The 20,588-nt window shown below is 61.6% G+C and carries 19 protein-coding genes; 12 read left to right on the top strand and 7 right to left on the bottom strand.

Going from position 1 to position 20,588, the window contains the following annotated elements:
- Position 1: 1 nt before the first annotated feature.
- The 4 genes from kdpB (at position 2) to PMI31_RS09890 (ending at position 6,311) form a co-directional block, all read left to right on the top strand.
- Positions 2-2,059, top strand: a complete 2,058-nt coding sequence (gene kdpB / locus PMI31_RS09875; protein ID WP_008017832.1) for a potassium-transporting ATPase subunit KdpB — start codon at positions 2-4, stop codon at positions 2,057-2,059.
- Positions 2,060-2,219: 160 nt separating this feature from the next.
- On the top strand, positions 2,220-2,765 hold the full coding sequence (gene kdpC, locus PMI31_RS09880; protein ID WP_008017833.1) for a potassium-transporting ATPase subunit KdpC: 546 nt from the start codon (positions 2,220-2,222) through the stop codon (positions 2,763-2,765).
- Between the two features lie 156 nt (positions 2,766-2,921).
- The gene (locus tag PMI31_RS09885; RefSeq protein ID WP_008017834.1) at positions 2,922-5,573 is read left to right on the top strand and encodes a sensor histidine kinase; all 2,652 of its coding nucleotides are present in this window, start codon (positions 2,922-2,924) and stop codon (positions 5,571-5,573) included.
- A 48-nt stretch (positions 5,574-5,621) separates the two neighbouring features.
- A complete protein-coding gene (locus PMI31_RS09890; RefSeq protein WP_008017835.1) occupies positions 5,622-6,311 on the top strand; it encodes a response regulator in 690 nt (229 codons plus the stop codon).
- A gap of 186 nt (positions 6,312-6,497) precedes the next feature.
- Here PMI31_RS09890 and PMI31_RS09895 read toward each other — a convergent pair whose 3' ends face one another.
- Entirely contained in the window at positions 6,498-7,535 is a 1,038-nt protein-coding gene (locus PMI31_RS09895; RefSeq protein WP_008017837.1) for a patatin-like phospholipase family protein, read from the bottom strand.
- Between the two features lie 222 nt (positions 7,536-7,757).
- On the opposite strand from PMI31_RS09895, the gene PMI31_RS09900 reads away from it, so the two are divergent.
- The 3 genes from PMI31_RS09900 to PMI31_RS09910 all read left to right on the top strand — a co-directional run bounded on the left by PMI31_RS09900 (position 7,758) and on the right by PMI31_RS09910 (position 9,957).
- Positions 7,758-8,036 carry a hypothetical protein gene (locus PMI31_RS09900; RefSeq protein ID WP_008017838.1) on the top strand — a complete coding sequence of 93 codons (279 nt, stop codon included), beginning with the start codon at positions 7,758-7,760 and terminating at the stop codon, positions 8,034-8,036.
- A 133-nt stretch (positions 8,037-8,169) separates the two neighbouring features.
- A complete protein-coding gene (locus tag PMI31_RS09905; protein WP_008017840.1) occupies positions 8,170-8,928 on the top strand; it encodes a CHAD domain-containing protein in 759 nt (252 codons plus the stop codon).
- A 231-nt stretch (positions 8,929-9,159) separates the two neighbouring features.
- Positions 9,160-9,957 carry an acyl-CoA thioesterase gene (locus PMI31_RS09910; RefSeq protein WP_008017841.1) on the top strand — a complete coding sequence of 266 codons (798 nt, stop codon included), beginning with the start codon at positions 9,160-9,162 and terminating at the stop codon, positions 9,955-9,957.
- Here the strand turns inward: PMI31_RS09910 and PMI31_RS09915 are convergent, their stop codons facing one another.
- The 3 genes from PMI31_RS09915 to PMI31_RS09925 all read right to left on the bottom strand — a co-directional run bounded on the left by PMI31_RS09915 (position 9,958) and on the right by PMI31_RS09925 (position 13,020).
- A complete protein-coding gene (locus tag PMI31_RS09915) occupies positions 9,958-10,323 on the bottom strand; it encodes an Mpo1-like protein (protein ID WP_008017842.1) in 366 nt (121 codons plus the stop codon). It lies immediately after the preceding gene.
- Positions 10,324-10,544: 221 nt separating this feature from the next.
- A complete protein-coding gene (locus PMI31_RS09920) occupies positions 10,545-12,026 on the bottom strand; it encodes a methyl-accepting chemotaxis protein (RefSeq protein WP_008017843.1) in 1,482 nt (493 codons plus the stop codon).
- Between the two features lie 184 nt (positions 12,027-12,210).
- Positions 12,211-13,020 (bottom strand): TatD family hydrolase, encoded by an 810-nt coding sequence (locus tag PMI31_RS09925; RefSeq protein ID WP_008017844.1) that lies wholly within the window; start codon positions 13,018-13,020, stop codon positions 12,211-12,213.
- Positions 13,021-13,256: 236 nt separating this feature from the next.
- On the opposite strand from PMI31_RS09925, the gene PMI31_RS09930 reads away from it, so the two are divergent.
- The 3 genes from PMI31_RS09930 to PMI31_RS09940 all read left to right on the top strand — a co-directional run bounded on the left by PMI31_RS09930 (position 13,257) and on the right by PMI31_RS09940 (position 15,772).
- Complete coding sequence (locus tag PMI31_RS09930) at positions 13,257-14,678, top strand: transglycosylase SLT domain-containing protein (protein WP_008017846.1); 1,422 nt, start codon at positions 13,257-13,259, stop codon at positions 14,676-14,678.
- A gap of 103 nt (positions 14,679-14,781) precedes the next feature.
- Positions 14,782-15,216: a DoxX family protein gene (locus PMI31_RS09935; protein WP_008017848.1), complete on the top strand. Its 435-nt coding sequence runs from the start codon at positions 14,782-14,784 to the stop codon at positions 15,214-15,216.
- A gap of 247 nt (positions 15,217-15,463) precedes the next feature.
- Complete coding sequence (locus PMI31_RS09940) at positions 15,464-15,772, top strand: hypothetical protein (protein WP_008001428.1); 309 nt, start codon at positions 15,464-15,466, stop codon at positions 15,770-15,772.
- A gap of 3 nt (positions 15,773-15,775) precedes the next feature.
- Here PMI31_RS09940 and greB read toward each other — a convergent pair whose 3' ends face one another.
- Genes greB through PMI31_RS09955 form a run of 3 tightly spaced genes read right to left on the bottom strand, consistent with a single transcriptional unit; the run spans position 15,776 to position 19,495 of the window.
- Positions 15,776-16,273, bottom strand: a complete 498-nt coding sequence (gene greB, locus PMI31_RS09945) for a transcription elongation factor GreB (protein WP_007973570.1) — start codon at positions 16,271-16,273, stop codon at positions 15,776-15,778.
- A 34-nt stretch (positions 16,274-16,307) separates the two neighbouring features.
- Complete coding sequence (locus PMI31_RS09950; RefSeq protein ID WP_008017851.1) at positions 16,308-18,812, bottom strand: ABC transporter permease; 2,505 nt, start codon at positions 18,810-18,812, stop codon at positions 16,308-16,310.
- On the bottom strand, positions 18,812-19,495 hold the full coding sequence (locus tag PMI31_RS09955) for an ABC transporter ATP-binding protein (protein ID WP_007991765.1): 684 nt from the start codon (positions 19,493-19,495) through the stop codon (positions 18,812-18,814). Before PMI31_RS09955 ends, PMI31_RS09950 begins: the two co-directional genes overlap by 1 nt.
- 10 nt (positions 19,496-19,505) lie before the next feature.
- Here PMI31_RS09955 and PMI31_RS09960 point away from each other — a divergent pair, with 10 nt between their 5' ends.
- Positions 19,506-20,111, top strand: coding sequence for an arylesterase (locus tag PMI31_RS09960; protein WP_008017852.1), 606 nt, complete (start codon positions 19,506-19,508; stop codon positions 20,109-20,111).
- Between the two features lie 56 nt (positions 20,112-20,167).
- Positions 20,168-20,461, top strand: a complete 294-nt coding sequence (locus PMI31_RS09965) for a hypothetical protein (RefSeq protein ID WP_008017853.1) — start codon at positions 20,168-20,170, stop codon at positions 20,459-20,461.
- The last annotated feature ends 127 nt before the right edge of the window (positions 20,462-20,588 follow it).

Genomic DNA, 20,588 nt, shown 5'->3' on the forward strand with positions numbered 1-20,588 from the left:
GATGAATATGCCCGCAATCAAACCCGCTGCCGTCAAAGCGCCGGAACAACCGAAAACCGCAATTTCGGCCCTCTGGCGCCCGGCGTTGCTGCAAGCCTTCGTCAAGCTCGACCCACGGCAATTGCAACGTGCGCCGGTGATGTTGGTGGTCGAACTGACCGCGATCCTGACCACCGTGTTGTGCTTCGTGCCGGACACGGCGGTGCCGACCTTCGTCGCGGCGCAGATCGCAGTGTGGCTGTGGTTCACCGTGCTGTTCGCCAACTTCGCCGAGGCCCTGGCCGAAGGTCGCGGCAAGGCCCGCGCCGACAGTCTCAAGGCTGGCAGCGAAGGCTTGAGCGCCCGGCGCAAAACCAGCAACGGCACCTTTCAGGTGGTGCCGGCCATCAGCCTGCGCAAGGGCGATGTGGTGCGCGTCGAAGCCGGGGAGATGATTCCCGGTGACGGTGAAGTGATCGAAGGCATCGCGGCGGTCAACGAAGCGGCGATTACCGGTGAATCGGCACCGGTGATTCGCGAGTCCGGCGGCGACCGCTCGGCCGTCACTGGCAATACCCGGTTGGTGTCCGACTGGCTGCTGGTGAAGATCACCGCCAACCCTGGCGAGTCGACCCTGGACCGCATGATCGCTCTGGTCGAAGGTGCCAAACGCCAGAAAACCCCGAACGAAGTGGCACTGGACATCCTGCTGATCGGCCTGACCCTGATCTTCCTGATGGTGGTCGTGACCCTGCAACCGTTCGCCCACTTCGCCAATGGCAGCCTGCCGCTGGTGTTCCTGGTGGCGTTGTTGGTCACGCTGATTCCGACCACCATCGGCGGTTTGCTGTCGGCCATTGGTATCGCCGGCATGGATCGGCTGGTACGCCTGAACGTGATCGCCAAGTCCGGTCGTGCGGTGGAAGCGGCGGGAGACGTGCACGTCCTGCTGCTGGACAAGACCGGCACCATCACCTTCGGTAACCGTCGTTGCTCGGCGGTGTATGCCGCCCCGGGTGTGACAGCCAGGGAGCTGGCCGAAGGCGCATTGCTGGCTTCGCTGGCCGACGACACCGCGGAAGGCAAGTCGATCGTCGAATACCTGCGTGGCACTCATCCGCAACCTGAGCCGTCCGCCGATGTGCTGACCGCCGTGCCATTCAGTGCCGAAACCCGCTTGTCCGGTGTCGACTATCAGGGACGCGTGTTCCGCAAAGGCGCGGTGGACTCGTTGCTGGCGTTCGTTGGCCTGAAGCGGGCTGACCTGGCTGCACCGCTGTCCCGTGAAATCGAGAGGATCGCCCAAAGCGGCGGCACGCCGTTGTTGGTGTGTGCCGACGGCAAGCTGCTCGGTGCGATCCACCTCAAGGACGTGGTCAAGCCCGGTATCCGCGAGCGTTTCGCCGAGTTGCGCAAACTGGGCATTCGCACCGTCATGGTCACCGGCGACAACCCGTTGACCGCCGCCGCCATTGCCGCCGAAGCGGGGGTGGATGACGTGTTGGCGGAAGCCACGCCGGAGAAAAAACTGGCGCGCATCCGTCACGAGCAGAACGACGGTCGTCTGGTCGCCATGTGCGGCGACGGCGCCAACGACGCCCCGGCACTGGCCCAGGCGGATGTCGGCATGGCGATGAACGACGGCACGCAAGCGGCACGTGAAGCGGCCAACATGGTCGACCTCGACAGCGACCCGACCAAGCTGCTGGACGTGGTGCAGATCGGCAAGGAATTGCTGGTGACCCGCGGTGCGCTGACGACCTTTTCCATCGCCAACGACGTGGCCAAGTACTTCGCGATTCTGCCGGCGCTGTTCGCCGCGATCTACCCGCAACTGGGCGTGCTCAACGTGATGCACCTGAGCAGTCCGCAAAGCGCGATTCTCTCGGCGATCGTATTCAACGCCTTGATCATTGTGGTGCTGATCCCCCTGGCATTGCGTGGTGTGCGCGTGCAGGCGGCGAGTGCTGCGGCGTTGTTGCGACGCAATCTGCTGATCTATGGACTGGGCGGGATCCTGGTGCCGTTCGTGGGCATCAAGGCGATCGACATGCTGTTGACGGTGTTGCATCTGGTTTAAGCAAACTCACCCACACCCACACCCACACCCACACCCACACCCACTGTAGGAGCTAGCTTGCTAGCGATGGGCGTTAACGATAACGCGTTCTGTCTGGATGAACGCAGTGCTCTCCGGTACATCGCGAGCAAGCTCGCTCCTACAATTCGAGGATTTTGAAATGTCCACATTGATACGTCCGGCCCTGAGCCTGCTGGTCCTGATGATGCTGATCACCGGCGTCGCCTATCCACTGGTGGTTACCGGCGTGGCCCAGGTCGCGTTCCCGGATCAGGCCAACGGTAGCCTGGTGCATGATGCCGAGGGCAAGGTCCGCGGTTCCTCGCTGATCGCCCAGGATTTCGTCGGTGACGCCTGGTTTCACCCACGCCCTTCGGCCGGTGCCTTTGCCACCGTGTCGAGCAGTGCCAGCAACCTGTCACCGAGCAACCCGGCCCTGGCCACTCGCGTGATTGACGACGCCAACAAACAACTGGTGCCAGGTCAGGGGCCGGTGCCATTGGCGCTGGTCACTACGTCCGGCAGCGGTCTGGATCCACACTTGCCACCGGCGGCGATTGCCTATCAACTGGCGCGTGTCGCGGCGGCGCGCAACCTGCCGGTCGCGACCCTGCAACAACTGCTGGACGCCCACATCGAGCAACCATTGGTTGGTCCGCCGGTGGTGAATGTGCTTGAGTTGAATCTGGCGCTGGAAAAACTGTAGATCGGTGGCGCAGCCATTCGCGGGCAAGCCCGCTCCCACAGGGATCTTTGGTGGTCACAGTTCTTCATCCACCACAGCCTCTTGTGGGAGCGGGCTTGCCCGCGATGGCGATAGAACAATCACCACAACATCATCTGAAGAAAGAGAACTTCAAGTATGAGCAACTCCGGCCGCGCCGACGCGCTGTTAGCAGACCTGCCCCGCGATGGCCGTGGCCGGCTCAAGGTATTTCTCGGCGCCGCGCCGGGGGTGGGCAAGACCTACGCCATGTTGCAAGCGGCCCACACCCAGTTACGCCAAGGGGTGAAAGTCATTGCCGGCGTGGTCGAAACCCACGGCCGGGCCGAAACCGAAGCACTGCTCGGTGGCTTGCCGCAGCAGCCGTTGGTGCGCTCGGAATACCGTGGCGTGTTGCTCGAAGAAATGGACCTCGACGGTCTGATCAAAGCCAAACCGAAACTGGTGCTGGTCGACGAACTGGCGCACAGCAACGCACCTGGCAGCCGTCACGAAAAACGCTGGCAGGACATTCAGGAGCTGCTCGCCGCCGGCATTGACGTGTACACCACAGTCAACGTCCAGCATCTGGAAAGCCTCAACGATCAGGTGCGCGGCATTACCGGCGTGCAGGTCCGTGAAACCCTGCCGGACTGGGTATTGCAGGAGGCCTACGAACTGCTGCTGATCGACTTGCCGCCACGGGAGCTGCTGGAGCGCCTGCGTGACGGCAAGGTCTATGTGCCGGAGCAGGCACGGGCGGCCATCGATGCGTTCTTTTCCCAGACCAACCTGACGGCCCTGCGCGAACTGGCGATGCAAACCGCGGCAGCTCAAGTCGATAACGATCTGGCCCAGGGCTATCGCCAACTCGGTCAAGCGGCGCCAGCGGTGCGCGGGCGTTTGCTGGTAGGGGTCGACGGCGATGCCCAGGCTGAGCGTCTGGTACGGCATGCCAGTCGCGTGGCCCAACGGCGGCACCTGCCCTGGAGCCTGGTGCACGTGGACAACGGCCGCGTGCACGACGAACAGTCGCGTCTGCGCCTGCAAAGCGCCCAGCAACTGGCCGAACGGCTGGGGGGGGAAGTGGTGTTGCTGCGGGCTGGCGAGGTGGCGAAAACCTTGATTCAACATGCCGCCGAACGTCGTGCCAGCCTGGTGCTGGTTGGCCAGTCCCGGCCCCGGTTGCGCCGACGTCTGTTCGGTGGCGGGCTGGCGGCGCGGCTGCTGCGTAATGCCCGCGGACTGGAAATCAACGTTCTCGACAGCGATCACCAACCGCATAAACCCCATCAGCGGTCGATGCATTCACTGGTCTGGTTCGACTATGCGTTGGCCGTGGTCGCGACGGTTATGGCCAGCGCCCTGGCCTGGGCCGTGGCGAGTGTTCTGCCACTGCCGAATATTTCACTGGTGTTCCTCGCCGCCGTGTTGCTGGTGGCGGTACGCAGCAGCCTCGGGCCGGCTCTGGCCTGTGCGGCGCTGTCGTTCCTGACCTATGACTTTCTGTTCATTCCACCGACTTTCTCTCTCAGCATCCAGCGCGAAGAAGACGTGCTGACCTTGCTGTTCTTCCTCCTGATGGCGGCCCTCACCGGCAACCTCGCGGCGCGCCAGCGCCGGCAATTGCAGGCCCTGCGCGACACCCAGGAAGAGACCACTGAATTGCTCGACCTGTCACGCAAACTGACCGCCGCCACCGACCGCCAGGCGGTGGTCAGCGCGGCCGCCCAGCACCTCAACGGTTGGAGCGATGTGCAACTGTGCCTGCTCAATCGCGACGGGCAAAGCGGCTGGAAAGTCGAAACCGGTGGCCCGCTGGCGTTTACCGAAGCCGAACGCGCCGCTGCCGATTGGGCCTGGCAGCACGATCAACCGGCGGGTGCGGGCACCGGCACTTTGCCGTTCGGCCGCTGGTGGTGGTGGCCGTTATCGGTGGAGGACGGCCCGCTGGCGTTGCTCGGCGTGTGCGCCAGGGAAGGCCAGTCCCTGAGCGGCCAGCGCCGACGCTTGTTGACCGCGCTGACCCAGCCGCTGGCCCAGGCGCTGGCCCGGGCGCAACTGGCCGATGATCTGGAGGCGGCGCGGCTGCACGGCGAAACCGAGCAGTTGCGCAGTGCCTTGCTGGCTTCGGTGTCCCACGATTTACGCACACCGTTGACATCCATGCGCGGCAGTATCGATAGCCTGCTGGCCCTGGGTGAAGCGATCCCGCTGGAGGATCGACGTGAACTGCTCGAAGGTACTCGCGATGAAGCCGAGCGCCTCGACCGCTACATTCAAAACCTGCTCGACATGACCCGGCTCGGTCACGGTGCTCTGAAGCTGGCACGGGACTGGGTATCGCCGGCAGACATCGTCGGAAGTGCGCTCAACCGTCTGCGGACAGTCCTTGCGCCGTTGCAGGTCAGCACCGACGTGCCGGCCGAGTTACCGTTGCTGTTCGTGCATGCCGCACTGATCGAACAGGCACTGATCAACGTGCTGGAAAACGCCGCGCGTTTTTCGCCGTCCCACGGGCGTCTGCAATTGCGCGCCGGGGCTGATGACAGTGAGCTGTTTTTCTCGGTCAGCGACGAGGGCCCGGGGATTCCGGAGGAGGAGCGGGCGAAGATTTTCGACATGTTCTACACCGCGGCGCGGGGTGATCGTGGCGGGCAGGGGACCGGCTTGGGGCTGGCGATTTGTCAGGGCATGGTCGGCGCCCATGGCGGGCGCATCAGCGTCGCCGACGGCATCGAGGGGCGCGGCACCTGCATCACGTTGCACCTGCCGCTACAGGCTCAGCCGGGATACGAGAGTGAAGCCTGATCGTGCTTGCGCTACTCTCTTGCCACTTCTTTGCGTTGATGTGAATTCATGAGCCAGACCGCGACCATTTTGGTCATCGACGACGAACCGCAGATCCGCAAATTCCTGCGCATCAGCCTCGCATCCCAGGGCTATAAAGTGCTGGAGGCCGGCACCGGCAGTGAAGGATTGGCACAAGCTGCGTTGAACAAACCGGACTTGCTGGTGCTCGACCTGGGTTTGCCGGACATGGACGGCCAACAGGTATTGCGCGATTTTCGCGAGTGGTCGACGGTGCCCGTACTGGTGCTCTCCGTGCGCGCCGGTGAAGGGCAGAAAGTCGAAGCCCTGGATGGCGGCGCCAATGACTACGTGACCAAGCCGTTCGGCATTCAGGAATTCCTGGCGCGGATTCGTGCGTTGTTGCGCCAGGCGTCCGTCGGCGAGGTGCAGCAAGCGGCGCTGACCTTCGGTCCATTGACGGTCGACCTGGCGTATCGCCGGGTACTGCTCGACGGTACCGAAGTTGCGCTGACTCGCAAGGAATACGCCGTGCTGGCGCAACTGGCGCGGCATCCCGGGCGGGTGATCACCCAGCAGCAATTGCTCAAGGACATCTGGGGGCCGACGCACACCGAAGACACTCATTACCTGCGCATCGTGGTCGGGCACTTGCGTCAGAAACTGGCGGATGACCCGACACGACCACGGTTCATCGTGACCGAGGCGGGGGTAGGGTATCGATTGTTGAGTGAATAGGTTTGATGTTCTGTGGTGACTGATCTGACGCTTTCGCGAGCAAGTCGGATCGCCGCACCGTCGCTCCCACGATGACCGCGTCGGTCACACATCATGCGTACGACGCGAACCCTGTGGGAGCGGCGGTGCGGCGATCCGACTTGCCCGCGAAGAGGCCCTGATAGTCACCCGAGAGCTTTCAGACGTTCAGTTCTGCTCATTCTCATAGCGATCCAGCGTATCCCGCGCAATTTCCCGTCCCAACGCGATCAGCTCCGGCGCCTTGTAGAACTCGAAAAACCGGCACACGCGCTTGGGCACGTTGATCAGGATATCCGGCGGATACCCGGCAATCTTGTACTGCGCCAGCGACGTCTGCATCACCTCGAAACTCTGGTTGATCAAGTCCAGCAAGGACGCCGGTCCGACGTTGTCGATGATGAACGAGCCGGTGGCGGAGCGGGGCGCGCCACTGGTTTCCGGAGCGGCCGCGGGTTGCTGCGCCTGGGGTTCGGCGGACTCGATCCACGGGTTGAGGTCCGCACCTTCGGCCTTCAAGGCTTCCTGTTCCAGAACCAACAATTGCTCAGCCTGTTTGCGCCGGAACGGCAACTTCGAGCCGACGGAGTTGATCAGGCTGTCGAAGCGGGTCTTGAAGGCGGCGGGACGCTGGATGACCGGCAATTGATAGTGGCGCTGGTTGGTGGAGTTGAGGTTGACCGCGATGATCAGGTCGCAATGGCTCGACACTACGGGCACGATCGGCAGCGGGTTGAGAATGCCGCCATCCACCAGCATGCGGTTGCCCTGCATCACCGGCGTGAACAGGCTGGGAATCGCTGCCGAGGCGCGCATGGCCTGATGCAGGCAACCTTCCTGGAACCAGATTTCCTGCTGGTTGGTCAGGTCGGTGGCAACCGCGGTGTAGGGGATGCGCAAATCTTCGATGTTGATCTCGCCGACGATCTTGCGGATCTGCCCGAAGACTTTCTCGCCACGAATCGCCCCCAGACGAAAACTGACGTCCACCAGACGCAGCACGTCGAGATAATCCAGGCTCTCGATCCAGTCGCGGTAATCATTGAGTTTGCCGGCGGCGTAGATCCCGCCCACCACCGCGCCCATGGAGCAACCGGCGACACAGGCAATGTCATAGCCGCGCCGTTCGATCTCTTCAATGACCCCGATATGCGCATAACCCCGGGCTCCACCCGAGCCCAATACCAGTGCGACACGTTTTTTCATGAATCGCCCTCGTTTGAATGGTTCAACAATGCACCCATCGAGGGGCATGCTTCAATCGCCATGGTCGTTTGATGGGGCAGCAACGTCGTATTTTCGACACTCCATGGCGGCACATGGTTATTCTCGTCAGGGCTATAGTTTGCATAGCGGACCAACGGCACTTTTCAGGTGCCACACCGTCTTACCTGCACGACTAGTTGACCTATCTTTGAGGAGTGAGTGATGAAAGCCTGGATCTGCGTGCCATTGATTGCCCTGGCGCTTGCCGGTTGTGCCGGCAAAACCGCCTACCGCGACAGCTGTGGCAGCCAGCTCGATGCCGCCTGGCATGAACTGGACCTGGCCAAGGCCGAAGGTTTCGCCGGGACCGTCAGCTACTCCAAAGCCTTGTCGCTGTTGACCGCGGCCAAGACCCAGCAGCAATTCGAGGGATTCGAGGGCTGCTCTCACAAGGCCGAGAAGGCCCGTTTCTATATTCGTGAGTCGCGCGCGGGGCGTTAAAAACACTGCTAGTCCTGTAGGAGCCGGCTTGCCGGCGATAGGTTCTCGAATATTACCGTGACCTGATATCGCCATCGCTGGCAAGCCAGCTCCTACAGGTGGTGTATGGCACTGTTTTACGGAGTAAACCCCCATGATCGATCGGTTGGTGGCTCAAGTTCTGGGCCTGGAAATTCGTCTGCTGGCCTGTCAGGCCCGCCTGAAAGAACGTACTGACCCTGAAGCGTTACACGATCTGCGCACAACCATGCGCCGGTTACGCAGCCTGTTGCGGCCCTTGCGCGGGCTGCCCGGTGTCGAACAACTGGATGCGGCAGCCTCCCGGGTGGGCGAACTGACCACGCCATTACGTGATCGCGAAGTGCTGGCGGCTCACCTGCTCCAGCATCATCAACCCCAGGCCGCACAGCGGCGCATGGCGCAAATGGCCGAAGCCTATCCGGCCGTTGCGGCCAGCCCGGAGCTCGCGCAATTACTGATCGTCCTCGATGCGTTTCCGCGTTTTCTGCGTGCCGCCCAGCGTCAGGGATTGCTCAAGGGCCTGCGCAAGAGCATCGAAAAGCGCCTCGGCAAACAGTGGAAAATACTCGACGAGGCACTGCACGACCCGGCCCACGATCGTCACCGGTTGCGCCTGCTGATCAAGCGGGTGCGCTATGGCATCGACGCTTACCCCGAACTGGACCGTTTGCCGAAAGCGGCTATGCCCCAATTGAAATCGGCCCAGGGCGCACTGGGTGACTGGCATGATTGCGTGCAATGGCTGGCCATGGCTGAACGGGAGGTGGATTTGCAGCCCTGTGTTGCGGTCTGGACAGCCACCATGGCCGAGGCCGAAAGCCGTGCAGACCAGGTACTGGAAAAGCTCAGCAAGGCCTGTTTCAAATCCTGAAAACACCGGAGATCCATTGTAGGAGCGAGCCTGCTCGCGATGAGGTCGTGACATTCAACACTGATGTTGGCTGTCCGGGCGCTATCGCGAGCAGGCTCGCTCCTACAGGTTATAGGTTCGGCACAAGCCTTGTGCGGCTCATCTGTCAGTCAATTTGGCCGGAATAGGCGATGTATCAACTTCGCCAGATGGTTAAGATCCCTTCGTCTTTTTTCGATCCTTGAGGTTTTCATGCGTTTTTCCGAACTGCTCGACGCTGTCCGTAGCCAGCCGCTGGAGCTGTCTATCCCGGCCTCCTGGGCCCAGGGGCGCGCCACTTTTGGTGGTCTGGTGGCCGCCTTGCAGTACGAAGCCATGCGTGCCCGGGTGCCGGTGGACCGTCCAGTGCGCTCGCTGGCAATCACCTTTGTCGGCCCGGTCGAACCCGAGGTTCCGGTCAGTTTTGAAGTCGACGTGTTGCGCGAAGGCAAGGCGGTCAGCCAGGTATTGGGCCGGGTGATGCAGAAGGGTCAGGTGGTGACGTTGATCCAGGGCAGTTTTGGCGCCTCACGCCCTTCGGAAGTGGCGGTGGCCGCGGAATCGGCACCTGAAATGAAGCACTGGGACGAGTGCCAGGAATTGCCTTTTGTCAAAGGCGTCATCCCTGAGTTCATGCGGCATCTGGCGATGCGCTGGAGTGTCGGCGGGCTGCCGTTCAGCGGCAGCACATCCCGGCAAATGGGCGGCTGGGTGCGCCTGCGTGGCGACGTGAAAGAAGAGGTCGTCAGCGAGGCGCATATCCTGGCGCTGGTGGACGCCTGGCCGCCGGCCCTGATGCCTTTTCTGAAGAAACCGGCGATGGGCAGCACACTGACCTGGACCATCGAATTTGTGCAACCATCGCTGGAACTGAACACCCTGGACTGGTGCAAATACCTCGTCGAAACCGAGCACGCCACCGACGGCTACGGACATGCCGCCGCGAAAATGTGGAGCGCGGATGGTCGGTTGATCGCCATGAGCCGGCAGACGGTGACGGTGTTTGCCTGATCAGTGACGGCGGTGGCGCTCGCGCCAGGCGCGCCACCAGCCACCGCTGAGGAAGAACCGCGGAAACGTCAGGAACTGCTCGACCATCAAGCGCGATATCGCATCCTTGCGGTCACTGAAGGGTTCGGAGGCTTGCGTCTCCAGGCTGTGGCCGTGACGTTGCAAGGCCAGCGCGGCAATCACACCGATCACGCCGATGGCGATGTTCGAAAGGGTCAGGCTGAACACCCCGGACACAATCAACAGAAACGCCACGATGAACAGCGGCACCGCGATCAGGTGTAACACCAGATTGGTCGGGTGCTGATGATTGTTCGGGTACGCTCGCCATTGCCAGGCAGGAAGGTTGGGGTGACGTTTACCCATGATGCTGATCCTCGATCCATGTTGAATACATGTGATCAAGAATAGGCCCGGTCAATGCTGGCGGCGAATCAAGGCTGGCTATTGGCTTGATAGGTGTCATGACCAACATTGATGGTGCCGGTTCCGGCCTCATCGCGGGCAAGCCCTACAATGTTTCCTGTGGTCACAGATTTTGAAACACCACAACTCCTGTGGGAGCGGGCTTGCCCGCGATGAGGCCCTCAAAGCTTGAGCTGACCTATCGCCTTGCTCAACTCCCCGGCCAATGCCGCCAACTCATTGCTGGTCGTTGCCGAAGTCACCGTCTGCTGCACCGTGTTCTCGGTCACGTCACGGATGCTCACCACCGCCCGGTTCATCTCTTCCGCCACCTGGCTCTGCTGCTCGGCCGCCACCGCGATCTGTGTATTGCTTTCACGCATCTGCGCCACCGCGCCAGTGATCTCGGCTAATGCCGCGCCAGCCTCTTGCGCCTGTTGCACGCAGTCGTCGGCCTTGAACGAGCTCTCCTGCATGAAATCCACGGCGTCTCGCGTACCGGCCTGCAACGCTGACACCATGATCGTGATTTCGTCCGTGGAGGCCTGCACGCGTTTGGCAAGGTTGCGCACTTCATCGGCGACCACGGCAAACCCGCGACCCATTTCTCCGGCCCGAGCCGCTTCGATGGCGGCGTTGAGTGCCAACAGATTGGTCTGCTCGGCGATGCTGTGAATCACGTTGACCACGCCGTTTATCTTCTGACTGTCCTCGGCCAGGCGTTGAATCATCTCAGCAGTCTGCTGGACGCCGGTGGACAGTCCGGCAATCGAGCGCTGTACCCGTGTCACGACCTCCTGGCCGCTGCCGGCCAGGGTGTCGGCCGATTGCGAAAGGTCACGGGTGGCACCCGCGTGTTGGGCGATGTGATAGACCGTTGCAGTCATTTCATTGATCGCCGTGGCGGCCTGGTCGGTTTCGCTTTGCTGGCCGAGCATGCCGTGGCGCACTTCATTCATGCTGGCCGCCAGCCGTGCGGCACCGACGTCCAGTTGCCGGGCGGTGTTGGCGACGGTGTTGACCACCCGTTGATAACCGGCCTGCATGGCGTTGAAGGCGTTGGCCATTTGCCCGACTTCATCGCTGCAAGCCAATGGCACGCGGGCCGACAGGTCGCCGGTTTTCTCCACGTGCAACATGACGTCTTTCAAGGTGTTGAGCTGGCTGAGCAGGAAACGGATCAATAACTGCGATGCGCCGAGCATTGCCAGCATCAGGATGAACACCGCCAACGCGTAGTTGGCGAAGCGCTCGCTGAACACCTGGCTCAGGCTTGGCCCATAGGCAATCACGGCAACCTGCTGGTCGTCGGTGCGCGAGAACACTTCGGCACCCATCAACGGATTGTCACCGAACAGTGGCATTGAGTTGATCTCGACCCAGCCGTTTTCATGGGTGAGCTCCGGTATGAGTTGTCCATTCAGCGACGGCGCCTGTCCGCGATTGAACGTCAGCAGGTTCTCGGTCTTGGGCAGTGGTTGCCCGGCAGGCCAGGCGCCAAGCAGTCGCGCCTGTGACTGAGCCGAAGCCCGGGATGCATGACTGCGGGCCTGTTGTTCGAGCTGCACGGCGTACAGCACCAGCAATAGCGTGGTGAAGAAGGCGACAGCGTTGACCGCCCAGAATTTGTATTTCAGCGAGATATTGCTAAGCCAGGCACCCATGGAGGTCTTCTCTGATAGCGGAAACAGTTTTGGCAAGGTGCCATCATTGTGCCGTCATGCAGAATCCGGATTTTGATGCAGGTCAATGTGGGAGCTTGCTCGCGAAAGCGGTGTATCAGTCGACTGCAATGTTGAATGATAGAAAACCTTCGCTAGCAAGCTCGCTCCTACAGGGATTGTGTGTTCACTGTGGAATCGAGGGCAGCCGATAAAATGCTCGTGCACAGGCTGTCGTGTGCGCCGCCAGATCTTCCTGGCTTTCCCCGCGATGCAGCGCCACCTCGCGCAAGACTTCGGTCAGATATGCCGGCTCGTTTCGCCCGTTTTTCGGCTTGGGGCGCAGGCTGCGCGGCAGCAGATACGGTGCATCGCTTTCGAGCATCAGGCGCCCGCGCTTGATCTCCTTGACCAGCGGATGCAAATGCGTGCCCCGGCGTTCATCGCAGATCCAGCCGGTAATGCCGATGTGCAAGTCCAGGTCGAGATAGCTGAACAGTGCCTTCTGTTCGCCAGTGAAACAGTGCACGACCGCAGCCGGTAGCCGGTCGCGGAAGTCGCGCAGGATTTCCAGCAAACGCTGGCTGGCGTCCCGTTCGTGTAGAAAGACCGGCAGCTGCAATTCAACGGCCATGGCCAGATGTTCTTCGAGGACCTTTTCCTGCTGTGGGCGCGGCGAGAAGTCACGGTTGAAATCCAGCCCGCATTCGCCCACGGCCACCACATTCGGCTCCTTGAGCAAGCTGCGCAAACGTCGGGCACTGTCGGCGTTCCAGTCACTGGCGCAGTGAGGGTGAATACCGGCGGTGGCGAACAGGCGCAAAGTGCTTTCGTCCAGTTGCTGGCACAGTTCAAGGGCCTGCTCGCTGCCCTCGATGCTGGTGCCGGTCAGCACCAGTTGGCATACGCCGGCTGCGTAGGCACGGTCGAGTACGGCCTGGTGTTTGTCGGCAAAACAGGGGTTGGTCAGGTTGACGCCGATATCGATGAGTTGCATGGTGCTACCTCGGCCCAAAGGCCGGAAAGCATATCAGAGCCGTGGATTTATAAGAAAAACCAAGAACTACAACGGGTTAACGCTGTCTCTTGAGCCGCGGGACAGGCCGGGTTGGTAGTTTTGCCATCATTGTGCCAGTCTTTCGCGCGTGCCAGCGCCTTGGGCGCTCTGTTTTTGTCGCTGCGCTTGATGCCATTCGTCATTGAAGCGTGCCTCATATTCTTTCCGGAGAGTGGATGATTCGTCCCTCGGTTTTGCTCCTGCTGTGCTGTTCGCTGCTACTGCCGATGTCGGCGGTCGCGCGTCTGCCCGGGCCGCTGCAAGCCGTACCGGCCAGCAAGGTGCGCGATCTTGCGGAAATCCGCAGCAGCCGCGTGCTGCGGGTATTGGTCAACCAGAGCCGCAACAGTTCCGGCGAAGTCCAGGGGCAGGCGATCGGGGTCGAATACCATCGCCTCAGAGCGTTCGAGCAATACCTCAACGGCCACGCCCGTGACGGTCAGGAAATCACCCTCAAGATCATTCCCAAGGCCAAGGATCAACTGCTTGGCGCATTGCAGCGCGGGGAGGGGGATCTGGTGGCTCCAGGCGAGTTGCTCGATCTGCAACCCGGCTTCGCCGTCAGCACCAGTGAGCCGATTGCCAGCAATATCCCGTTGGTCCTGGTGGGCATCAAGGGCGAACGCCGCTACACCCGCCTTGAACAGCTTTCCGGCAAGACTCTGGCTTTGCCTGCCGGCAGCGCCGCCGGGGATGCCGTCAGCCAGATCAATCAGAAGCTCGCCCTGCACAAACTGCCTCCGGTCACAATCGAATGGGTCGATCCGAGCCTTGCCGTCGAGGATGTGCTGGAGATGGTGCAGGGCGGGATCTTCCACCTGACCATCGTCGAGCAGCCGATTGCCGAACGCTGGGGCAAGATCCTGCCCAGGCTGCGTTTCGACAAGCAGGTACTCGTCAGTGAGCCGGGAGAGGAGTTCTGGTTCGTGCGCCGTGATGCCTCGATGCTGCGGGCCAGCATTGATCGTTTCCTCACCGGTTACAAAAAACCGTCGGATCAGGACGCCGCGTTCCTGCGGATCTATCGGCGTCTGTATCAAGTGCACGATCCACTGGCCAAAGCGGACCGGCAGCGTCTGGAAAAACTTCGCCCGGTGCTGCAAAAACACGCCGACGCTCAAGGCATGGATTGGCTGAACCTGGCGGCGTTGGCGTTCAAGGAATCGGCGCTGCAGCCCGCAGGCGGCAGTGGCGGTGGCCCGACCGGTCTGATGCAGATCACGCCTTCTGCGGCGCAGCGGGTGGGGGTCAACAATATTCAGGACGTAGACGGCAATGTGCAGGCCGGGGCCAAGTACCTGGCAATGATCCGGCGCAAGTTCTTTGCCAGTCCGAAACTCAACGAACGCGAACGCATGGCCTTTGTGCTGGCAGCCTACAACATCGGTCCGGAGCGGGTTCAGGGTATGCGCGCCGAAGCCCGGCGGCGAGGCTTGAATCCCAACCAGTGGTTCTTCCAGGTCGAACGCATTGCCATGGAGCAAGTGGGTATGGGGCCTGTCAGCTATGTTAATAGCGTGAACAAGTATTACTTGGCGTTCGAACGAGAGCGGGAGTCGTTGGAGCCCCAGGGGCAAAAGGTTACCTCACGCAAATGATCAATTGATCTGATAGGTATGATGGGTTTTTTGCGCTTTTAATATGTGAATTACTGATTAATATAGCGACCAACCACCACACACTTATAAGGAATGAAACAGCATGAGCACTCTGATCAATAAGGTACTGTCTACCCGCGCTGGCTACGGCCCAACCGTTCTGCGCATCGTGGTTGGCATTATTTTCGCCGCTCACGGTTCGCAGAAACTCTTCGGGGCATTCGGTGGCTATGGTCTGGCGGGAACCGCGCAATACATGGAAAGCATCGGGCTGACGCCGGGTTACCTGATGGCGGCAATGGCGGGCGGCATCGAATTCTTCGCCGGCCTGGCCCTGATCATCGGCTTGCTGGTTCGCCCGGCCGCACTTGGCCTGACGTTGCTGACGCTGGTCGCGATTTTCTCGGTGCACATCAGCAACGGTCTGTTCATGGCCAACAACGGTTATGAATTCGCCCTGGCGTTGCTCGGTGGCAGTATCGCGGTATTGATCGAAGGTGCGGGCAAACTCTCGGCGGACCGCATCATCGCCGGTTGACCGCTCTGGCTCAACGAAAAGGCCCGCATTGTGCGGGCCTTTTTTGTTGCGCGTCATTCTTGACACTGTCCAGTCAGCTTCTCTAGGATGTTGCTCATGCGCCGATTTAAACAGCTACTTGCGGGGCGCCAGGTGACTCATTCAGTTGCCGATAGAAGCCGGAACAGGCTTCGAAATACCGCTAAAGCGCTGGTTCGGTGTTGCCTCTCACCTGCCATGCAGACTTTTGAGGCAGAGACACGACAGAATGAACGCACTCAACCCCGTTGTACGTCCCGCGCCGATCACGGCACATCTCACCCAGCGCAATCCAAAAATCCTGCTTGGCGGCAAACATCAGCCGACGCTCTTGCGTTATCTCGATGGTTGGCCACGTCGTACCGGCGGTCCCGCTGCCTTCCTGATCCAGTTTGTCGAAGACGGTGAGTCCCTCGCTCGTTTCGCCGACGACAGTTTCGATCTGGCAGTGATTCAATCCCCCAGCCTCGAAGACGCGCCTGAAGTAATCAGGCAACTGACCCGCGTTGCCCGGCAAGGACTGATTACCCGCCGTTGAGTTTTACGGGTAGTCGATCGCCACGATATAAACACATTGCTCACCGGTCGGTGTCTGGACTCGAACTTCGGCGTCCAGTGCCTTGCCGATCAGGGCGCGGGCCAATGGCGAATCAATGCTGATCAGGCCTTGTTTGAGGTCCAGTTCATCCGGCCCGACAATGCGGTAGCGCGACTCTTTGCCGTCTTCGTCCTCGATCGTGACCCAGGCGCCGAAATAGACCTTGTTCGGATCGCTGGGTTTTTCGCTGACGACCTTGAGCGCCTCCAGGCGCTTGGTGAGAAAACGCACGCGGCTGTCGATTTCTCGCAGCATCTTTTTGCCGTAGGTGTATTCGGCGTTCTCCGAACGATCACCCTGGGCCGCGGCTTCGCTGACAGCCTGGGTCACCTGGGGCCGACGTACATGCCACAGTTCATGGAACTCGGCACGCATCCGCGCTTCACCCTCGGGGGTGATCAGCGCGGTGCCGGCGGTGCGGGGAGGGCGGTAACGGCTCATGACAGCTTCTTGTGGTGAGGATGGCTGGAGTCTATCAACCCTCGCGCAGAACTGTCAGCGGGCTGGCGTTCAATGCCCGACGGGTGCCGAACACCCCGGCACCACCGATCAGCACAGCACCCGCCAGTGGCAGCAACAACAGCCATGGATGCGGATGCCATGGCAGGTCGAAGGCGTAGCGGTAGAGCACCAGGCTCACCAGTTCCGATCCCAGTGCCGCCAGCAATCCGCTGACCGCTCCGAGCAAGCCGAACTCGATACGCCGCGCCTTGACCAGCAACTGCCGTTCGGCCCCCAGCGCTCGCAGTAATGCGCCCTGGCGAATGCGTTCGTCCAGCGTCGCTTGCAGACCGGAAAACAGCACCGCCATCCCCGCCGCCAATACGAACAGCAACACATACTCCACCGCCAGGGTGACCTGGGCGAGAATGCTGCGCAGTTGTTCCAGCAAGGCTTCGACCTGAAGGATCGTCACCGCCGGGAAGGCACGGGACAGGTCGACGATCTGTTGGTCATGACCCGGTGCCAGATAGAAACTGGTCAGGTAAGTCGCCGGCAGATCCTTCAGGGTGCCGGGCTGGAAGATCATGAAGAAGTTTGGCTGGAAGTTGTCCCAGTTGATCTCCCGCAGGCTGGTGACCTTCGCCTCGCGATTGGCCCCGCCAACGCTGAAAACCAGATGGTCGCCGAGCTTGATTTTCAGGCTTTCAGCGACCTTGCCTTCCACCGACACGCCGGGAACATCATCCGGCGTCTGCTGGTTCCACCAATTGCCGGCCGTGAGTTTGTTGCCCGACGGCAGGTCTGCGGCCCAGGTCAGGCTCAGGTCGCGCTGGATTGCCCGATCACCCGCCGATTCTTTGGTGACGATCTGCTGCACCGGTTCGCCGTTGATGCTGATCAAGCGCCCCGGCACCACCGGATACAACGGTGCCGATTGCGCCGACACGGCGATCAGGTGATCGGTGAAGGCCTGTTTGTCCGCGGGGAGGATGTTCAGGGCGAAGTAATTGGGGGCGTTTTTCGGCAACTGGTTTTGCCAGGTATCCAGCAACTCGCCGCGCAGCAGCGCAATCAGCGCCATTGACAGCAGAATCAGGCCGAACGCCAGGGACTGGCCCGCGGCAGCGAGCGGGTGACGCAGCAACTGCCCAAGTCCCAGGCGCCAGGGCAGGGACGCACGAGCGAGCATGCGCCGCAGGCTCTTCAACAGCAGCAGTAACAAACCACCCAGCACCAGCGCTGCAATCACGCCACCGCCGAGCAGGGCAAAGGTCAGCAGCAGGTCCAGGCTCAGGCGCCACATGATCAGGCCGAGGGCTCCCAGTGCTGCACCGTAGACCATCCAGGTGCTGGAAGGGATGGGCAGCATGTCCCGACGCAATACGCGCAATGGCGGAACCCGGCCCAGAGCCGCCAGCGGCGGCAAGGCGAAACCGGCCAGCGCCACCAGTCCGGTGCCGATCCCGGCAATGGCCGGAAACAGCCCGCCCGCAGGCACGTCGGTCGGCAGCAAGTCATGCAGCAGGGCAAACAACCCCAGCTGTGCGAACGAGCCGAGGAGGGCGCCGCTGATGCTGGCCAGCAGTCCGAGGACAGTCAGTTGCAGGCTGAACAACACCAGGGTTTCCCGGCGTGACAGCCCGAGGCAGCGTAGCAAGGCACTGGCATCGAATCGGCGAGTGGCGAAGCGGGTTGCCGACAGCGCAACCGCCACGCCGGACAGCAACACCGCCACCAGGCTGGCCATGTTCAGGTAGCGTTCGGCTTTGCCCAGGGCACCACCGATCTGCCGGTTGCCATCACGGGCGTCTTGCAGGCGCTGATTGGCGGCGAGGCCCGGCTTTATGAGTTGCCGATAGGTTTCCAGCGCCTTGGCATCGCCGCGCCACAACTCCCGATAGCTGACCCGGCTGCCGGGCTGCACTACGCCGGTGGCCGCAAGGTCGCCGAGATTGATCAGCACTCGCGGCGTCAGGCTGTAGAAATTGCCGGCGCGGTCGGGTTCGTACGTCAGCACCCGCGTCAGTTTCAGGGTTTTCATGCCGACATCGATGCTGTCGCCGATCTTCAGGTCCAGGGCGGTCAGCAGGCGTGCCTCGACCCAGGCTTCGCCGGGTTTCGGTCCTCCACCGGGTTCCTCCACGGCAAAGGGCGCGGGCGCGCTTTTCAGTTCACCGCGCAGCGGGTAGGTGCCATCGGCCGCCTTGATGCTGGACAGCTGGATGCCTTTGTCGGTGGCGATAACGCTGGAGAACTCCACCACTTGAGCGTGTTCCAGACCCAGTTCGGTGCCGCTTCTTATTTGCTCGGGACGTGCCGGCGAGCTGCCTTCGAGGAGCAGGTCGGCACCGAGGAATTCGGTGGCCCGCAACAGCATGGCGCCGTTCAGGCGCGCGCCAAAGTAGCCGATGGCGGTGCTGGCGGCCACGGCCACCAGCAGGGCGAAAAACAATACGCGCAATTCACCGGCGCGGGCGTCGCGCAGCAATTGACGGATGGCGAGACTGAACAGGCGCAACAGCGGCAGACGTGCCATCAAGGCTCCAGAGGGGCGACCAGCAGGCCGGCTTCAAGACGGATCAGGCGCCGGCAGCGATGGGCCAGGCGTTCATCGTGAGTCACCAGCACCAGGGTCGTGCCGCGCTCCTTGTTGAGCTCGAACAGCAAGTCGCTGATGCGCTCGCCGGTGTGGCTGTCGAGGTTGCCGGTCGGTTCGTCGGCGAACAGCACATCGGGCTCCGCGGCAAATGCGCGGGCAATCGCCACACGTTGTTGCTCGCCCCCCGAGAGCTGGCGCGGCGAGTGAGTCAGGCGCTGGCCCAGCCCCACGCGTTGCAGCAATTGGGTGGCGCGCTCGCGGGCGTCTTTGCGGCCATCGAGTTCCAGCGGCAGCATGACGTTTTCCAGGGCATTGAGGCTGTCGAGCAACTGGAATGACTGGAACACAAAACCCACGTGCTCGGCGCGGATGCGTGCACGCTGGTCTTCATCGAGGTTGCTCAGGCCTTGCCCGGCGAGAGTGACTTCGCCACTGCTCGGCAGGTCGAGGCCGGCGAGCAGGCCCAGCAGGGTGGATTTGCCGGAGCCCGAAGCGCCGACGATAGCCAGGCTGTCGCCCTTGTTCAGTTCCAGGCTGAGTTCGTGCAGGATGGTCAGTTCACCTTCCGCGCTGGGAACCACTTTGCTAAGGTCCTTCGCGATGAGAATGCTTGCGCCCATGGAGAGTCCGATGCGTGTCTGGTTTTTGAGTGCTGGCCTGGCCTTGTTGTGCATGGCCCAAAACGCAGCGGCGGGTACAGTCCTGATCGTTGGCGATAGTATCAGCGCCGGTTTCGGGCTGGATACCCGGCTGGGGTGGGTGTCGCTGCTTGAGCAACGGCTCAGGCGCGAAGGTTTCGACGATAAAGTGGTCAATGCGTCCATCAGTGGTGACACCAGTGCCGGAGGCCAGGCGCGGCTGCCAGCGCTGCTTGCAGAGCATAAGCCGGAGCTGGTGATCCTCGAGCTGGGCGGCAATGACGGGCTGCGCGGATTGCTGCCAACGCAATTGCAACAAAATCTTGCGTCAATGATCGACAGCTCCCGGGCCAGCGGTGCCAAGGTGTTGCTGCTCGGCATGCAATTGCCACCCAATTACGGTGCGCGTTACACAAAGGCGTTTGCCGAGGTCTATAGCAACCTGGCCGATGAGAAAAAGATCCCGCTGGTGCCGTTTTTCCTCGAGGGCGTGGGCGGTCATCCGGACTTGATGCAGGCTGACGGTATACACCCGGCGGCCGGGGCCCAGGTCAAGTTACTGGAAAATGTCTGGCCTACCCTAAAACCGCTGTTATGACACTTTTCTAGACGCAGGCTTTCGGCTAAGGTGGCGCCCCCGATTTGGAGCCCCCGATGCCGCGTCCCGCCTGGTCACTATTTGCCTACCAACTGATCGAGCCTGACGAACAGCTGGATCTGTTCGCCTGCCAGGAAGTGCGGGTGCATCTGGTGACCCGTCAACTGGAGTTGGGCGGCTCGGCGGACCGCACCTTGTGCGGCAGCCTGTTGCCGGCACAACCTCGCTGGTCGGGTGTTGATCGTCGGGTGTTTCAGGATCAGCGGCTATGTTCGCTGTGCCGGGCCATCCTTGAATCGCAGAAACGTGGGACGTCGCCGATCTGGCCGGAATTGCGTTTCGAGCTTTGATCTGTTGTTGCGGGTTGGCCCTGTTGTTTTGTGTACATATCCGTTTCTTCGGTAATGGCGGCTTATGGTTTCGCCCTTACGGCGAGTCCCTTTTGTCAAACGACACAAAAGGAACCAAAAGGTCTCG

It is taken from the genome of Pseudomonas sp. GM55 (assembly GCF_000282395.1).
Lineage (GTDB): Bacteria > Pseudomonadota > Gammaproteobacteria > Pseudomonadales > Pseudomonadaceae > Aquipseudomonas > Aquipseudomonas fluorescens_CC.

What these genes read in the sequence shown, in the direction of transcription:
- kdpB (WP_008017832.1), top strand. Translation starts at nt 2, where the DNA reads ATGAATATGCCCGCAATCAAACCCGCTGCCGTCAAAGCGCCGGAACAA.
- kdpC (WP_008017833.1), top strand. Translation starts at nt 2,220, where the DNA reads ATGTCCACATTGATACGTCCGGCCCTGAGCCTGCTGGTCCTGATGATG.
- PMI31_RS09885 (WP_008017834.1), top strand. Translation starts at nt 2,922, where the DNA reads ATGAGCAACTCCGGCCGCGCCGACGCGCTGTTAGCAGACCTGCCCCGC.
- PMI31_RS09890 (WP_008017835.1), top strand. Translation starts at nt 5,622, where the DNA reads ATGAGCCAGACCGCGACCATTTTGGTCATCGACGACGAACCGCAGATC.
- PMI31_RS09895 (WP_008017837.1), bottom strand. Translation starts at nt 7,535, where the DNA reads ATGAAAAAACGTGTCGCACTGGTATTGGGCTCGGGTGGAGCCCGGGGT.
- PMI31_RS09900 (WP_008017838.1), top strand. Translation starts at nt 7,758, where the DNA reads ATGAAAGCCTGGATCTGCGTGCCATTGATTGCCCTGGCGCTTGCCGGT.
- PMI31_RS09905 (WP_008017840.1), top strand. Translation starts at nt 8,170, where the DNA reads ATGATCGATCGGTTGGTGGCTCAAGTTCTGGGCCTGGAAATTCGTCTG.
- PMI31_RS09910 (WP_008017841.1), top strand. Translation starts at nt 9,160, where the DNA reads ATGCGTTTTTCCGAACTGCTCGACGCTGTCCGTAGCCAGCCGCTGGAG.
- PMI31_RS09915 (WP_008017842.1), bottom strand. Translation starts at nt 10,323, where the DNA reads ATGGGTAAACGTCACCCCAACCTTCCTGCCTGGCAATGGCGAGCGTAC.
- PMI31_RS09920 (WP_008017843.1), bottom strand. Translation starts at nt 12,026, where the DNA reads ATGGGTGCCTGGCTTAGCAATATCTCGCTGAAATACAAATTCTGGGCG.
- PMI31_RS09925 (WP_008017844.1), bottom strand. Translation starts at nt 13,020, where the DNA reads ATGCAACTCATCGATATCGGCGTCAACCTGACCAACCCCTGTTTTGCC.
- PMI31_RS09930 (WP_008017846.1), top strand. Translation starts at nt 13,257, where the DNA reads ATGATTCGTCCCTCGGTTTTGCTCCTGCTGTGCTGTTCGCTGCTACTG.
- PMI31_RS09935 (WP_008017848.1), top strand. Translation starts at nt 14,782, where the DNA reads ATGAGCACTCTGATCAATAAGGTACTGTCTACCCGCGCTGGCTACGGC.
- PMI31_RS09940 (WP_008001428.1), top strand. Translation starts at nt 15,464, where the DNA reads ATGAACGCACTCAACCCCGTTGTACGTCCCGCGCCGATCACGGCACAT.
- greB (WP_007973570.1), bottom strand. Translation starts at nt 16,273, where the DNA reads ATGAGCCGTTACCGCCCTCCCCGCACCGCCGGCACCGCGCTGATCACC.
- PMI31_RS09950 (WP_008017851.1), bottom strand. Translation starts at nt 18,812, where the DNA reads ATGGCACGTCTGCCGCTGTTGCGCCTGTTCAGTCTCGCCATCCGTCAA.
- PMI31_RS09955 (WP_007991765.1), bottom strand. Translation starts at nt 19,495, where the DNA reads ATGGGCGCAAGCATTCTCATCGCGAAGGACCTTAGCAAAGTGGTTCCC.
- PMI31_RS09960 (WP_008017852.1), top strand. Translation starts at nt 19,506, where the DNA reads ATGCGTGTCTGGTTTTTGAGTGCTGGCCTGGCCTTGTTGTGCATGGCC.
- PMI31_RS09965 (WP_008017853.1), top strand. Translation starts at nt 20,168, where the DNA reads ATGCCGCGTCCCGCCTGGTCACTATTTGCCTACCAACTGATCGAGCCT.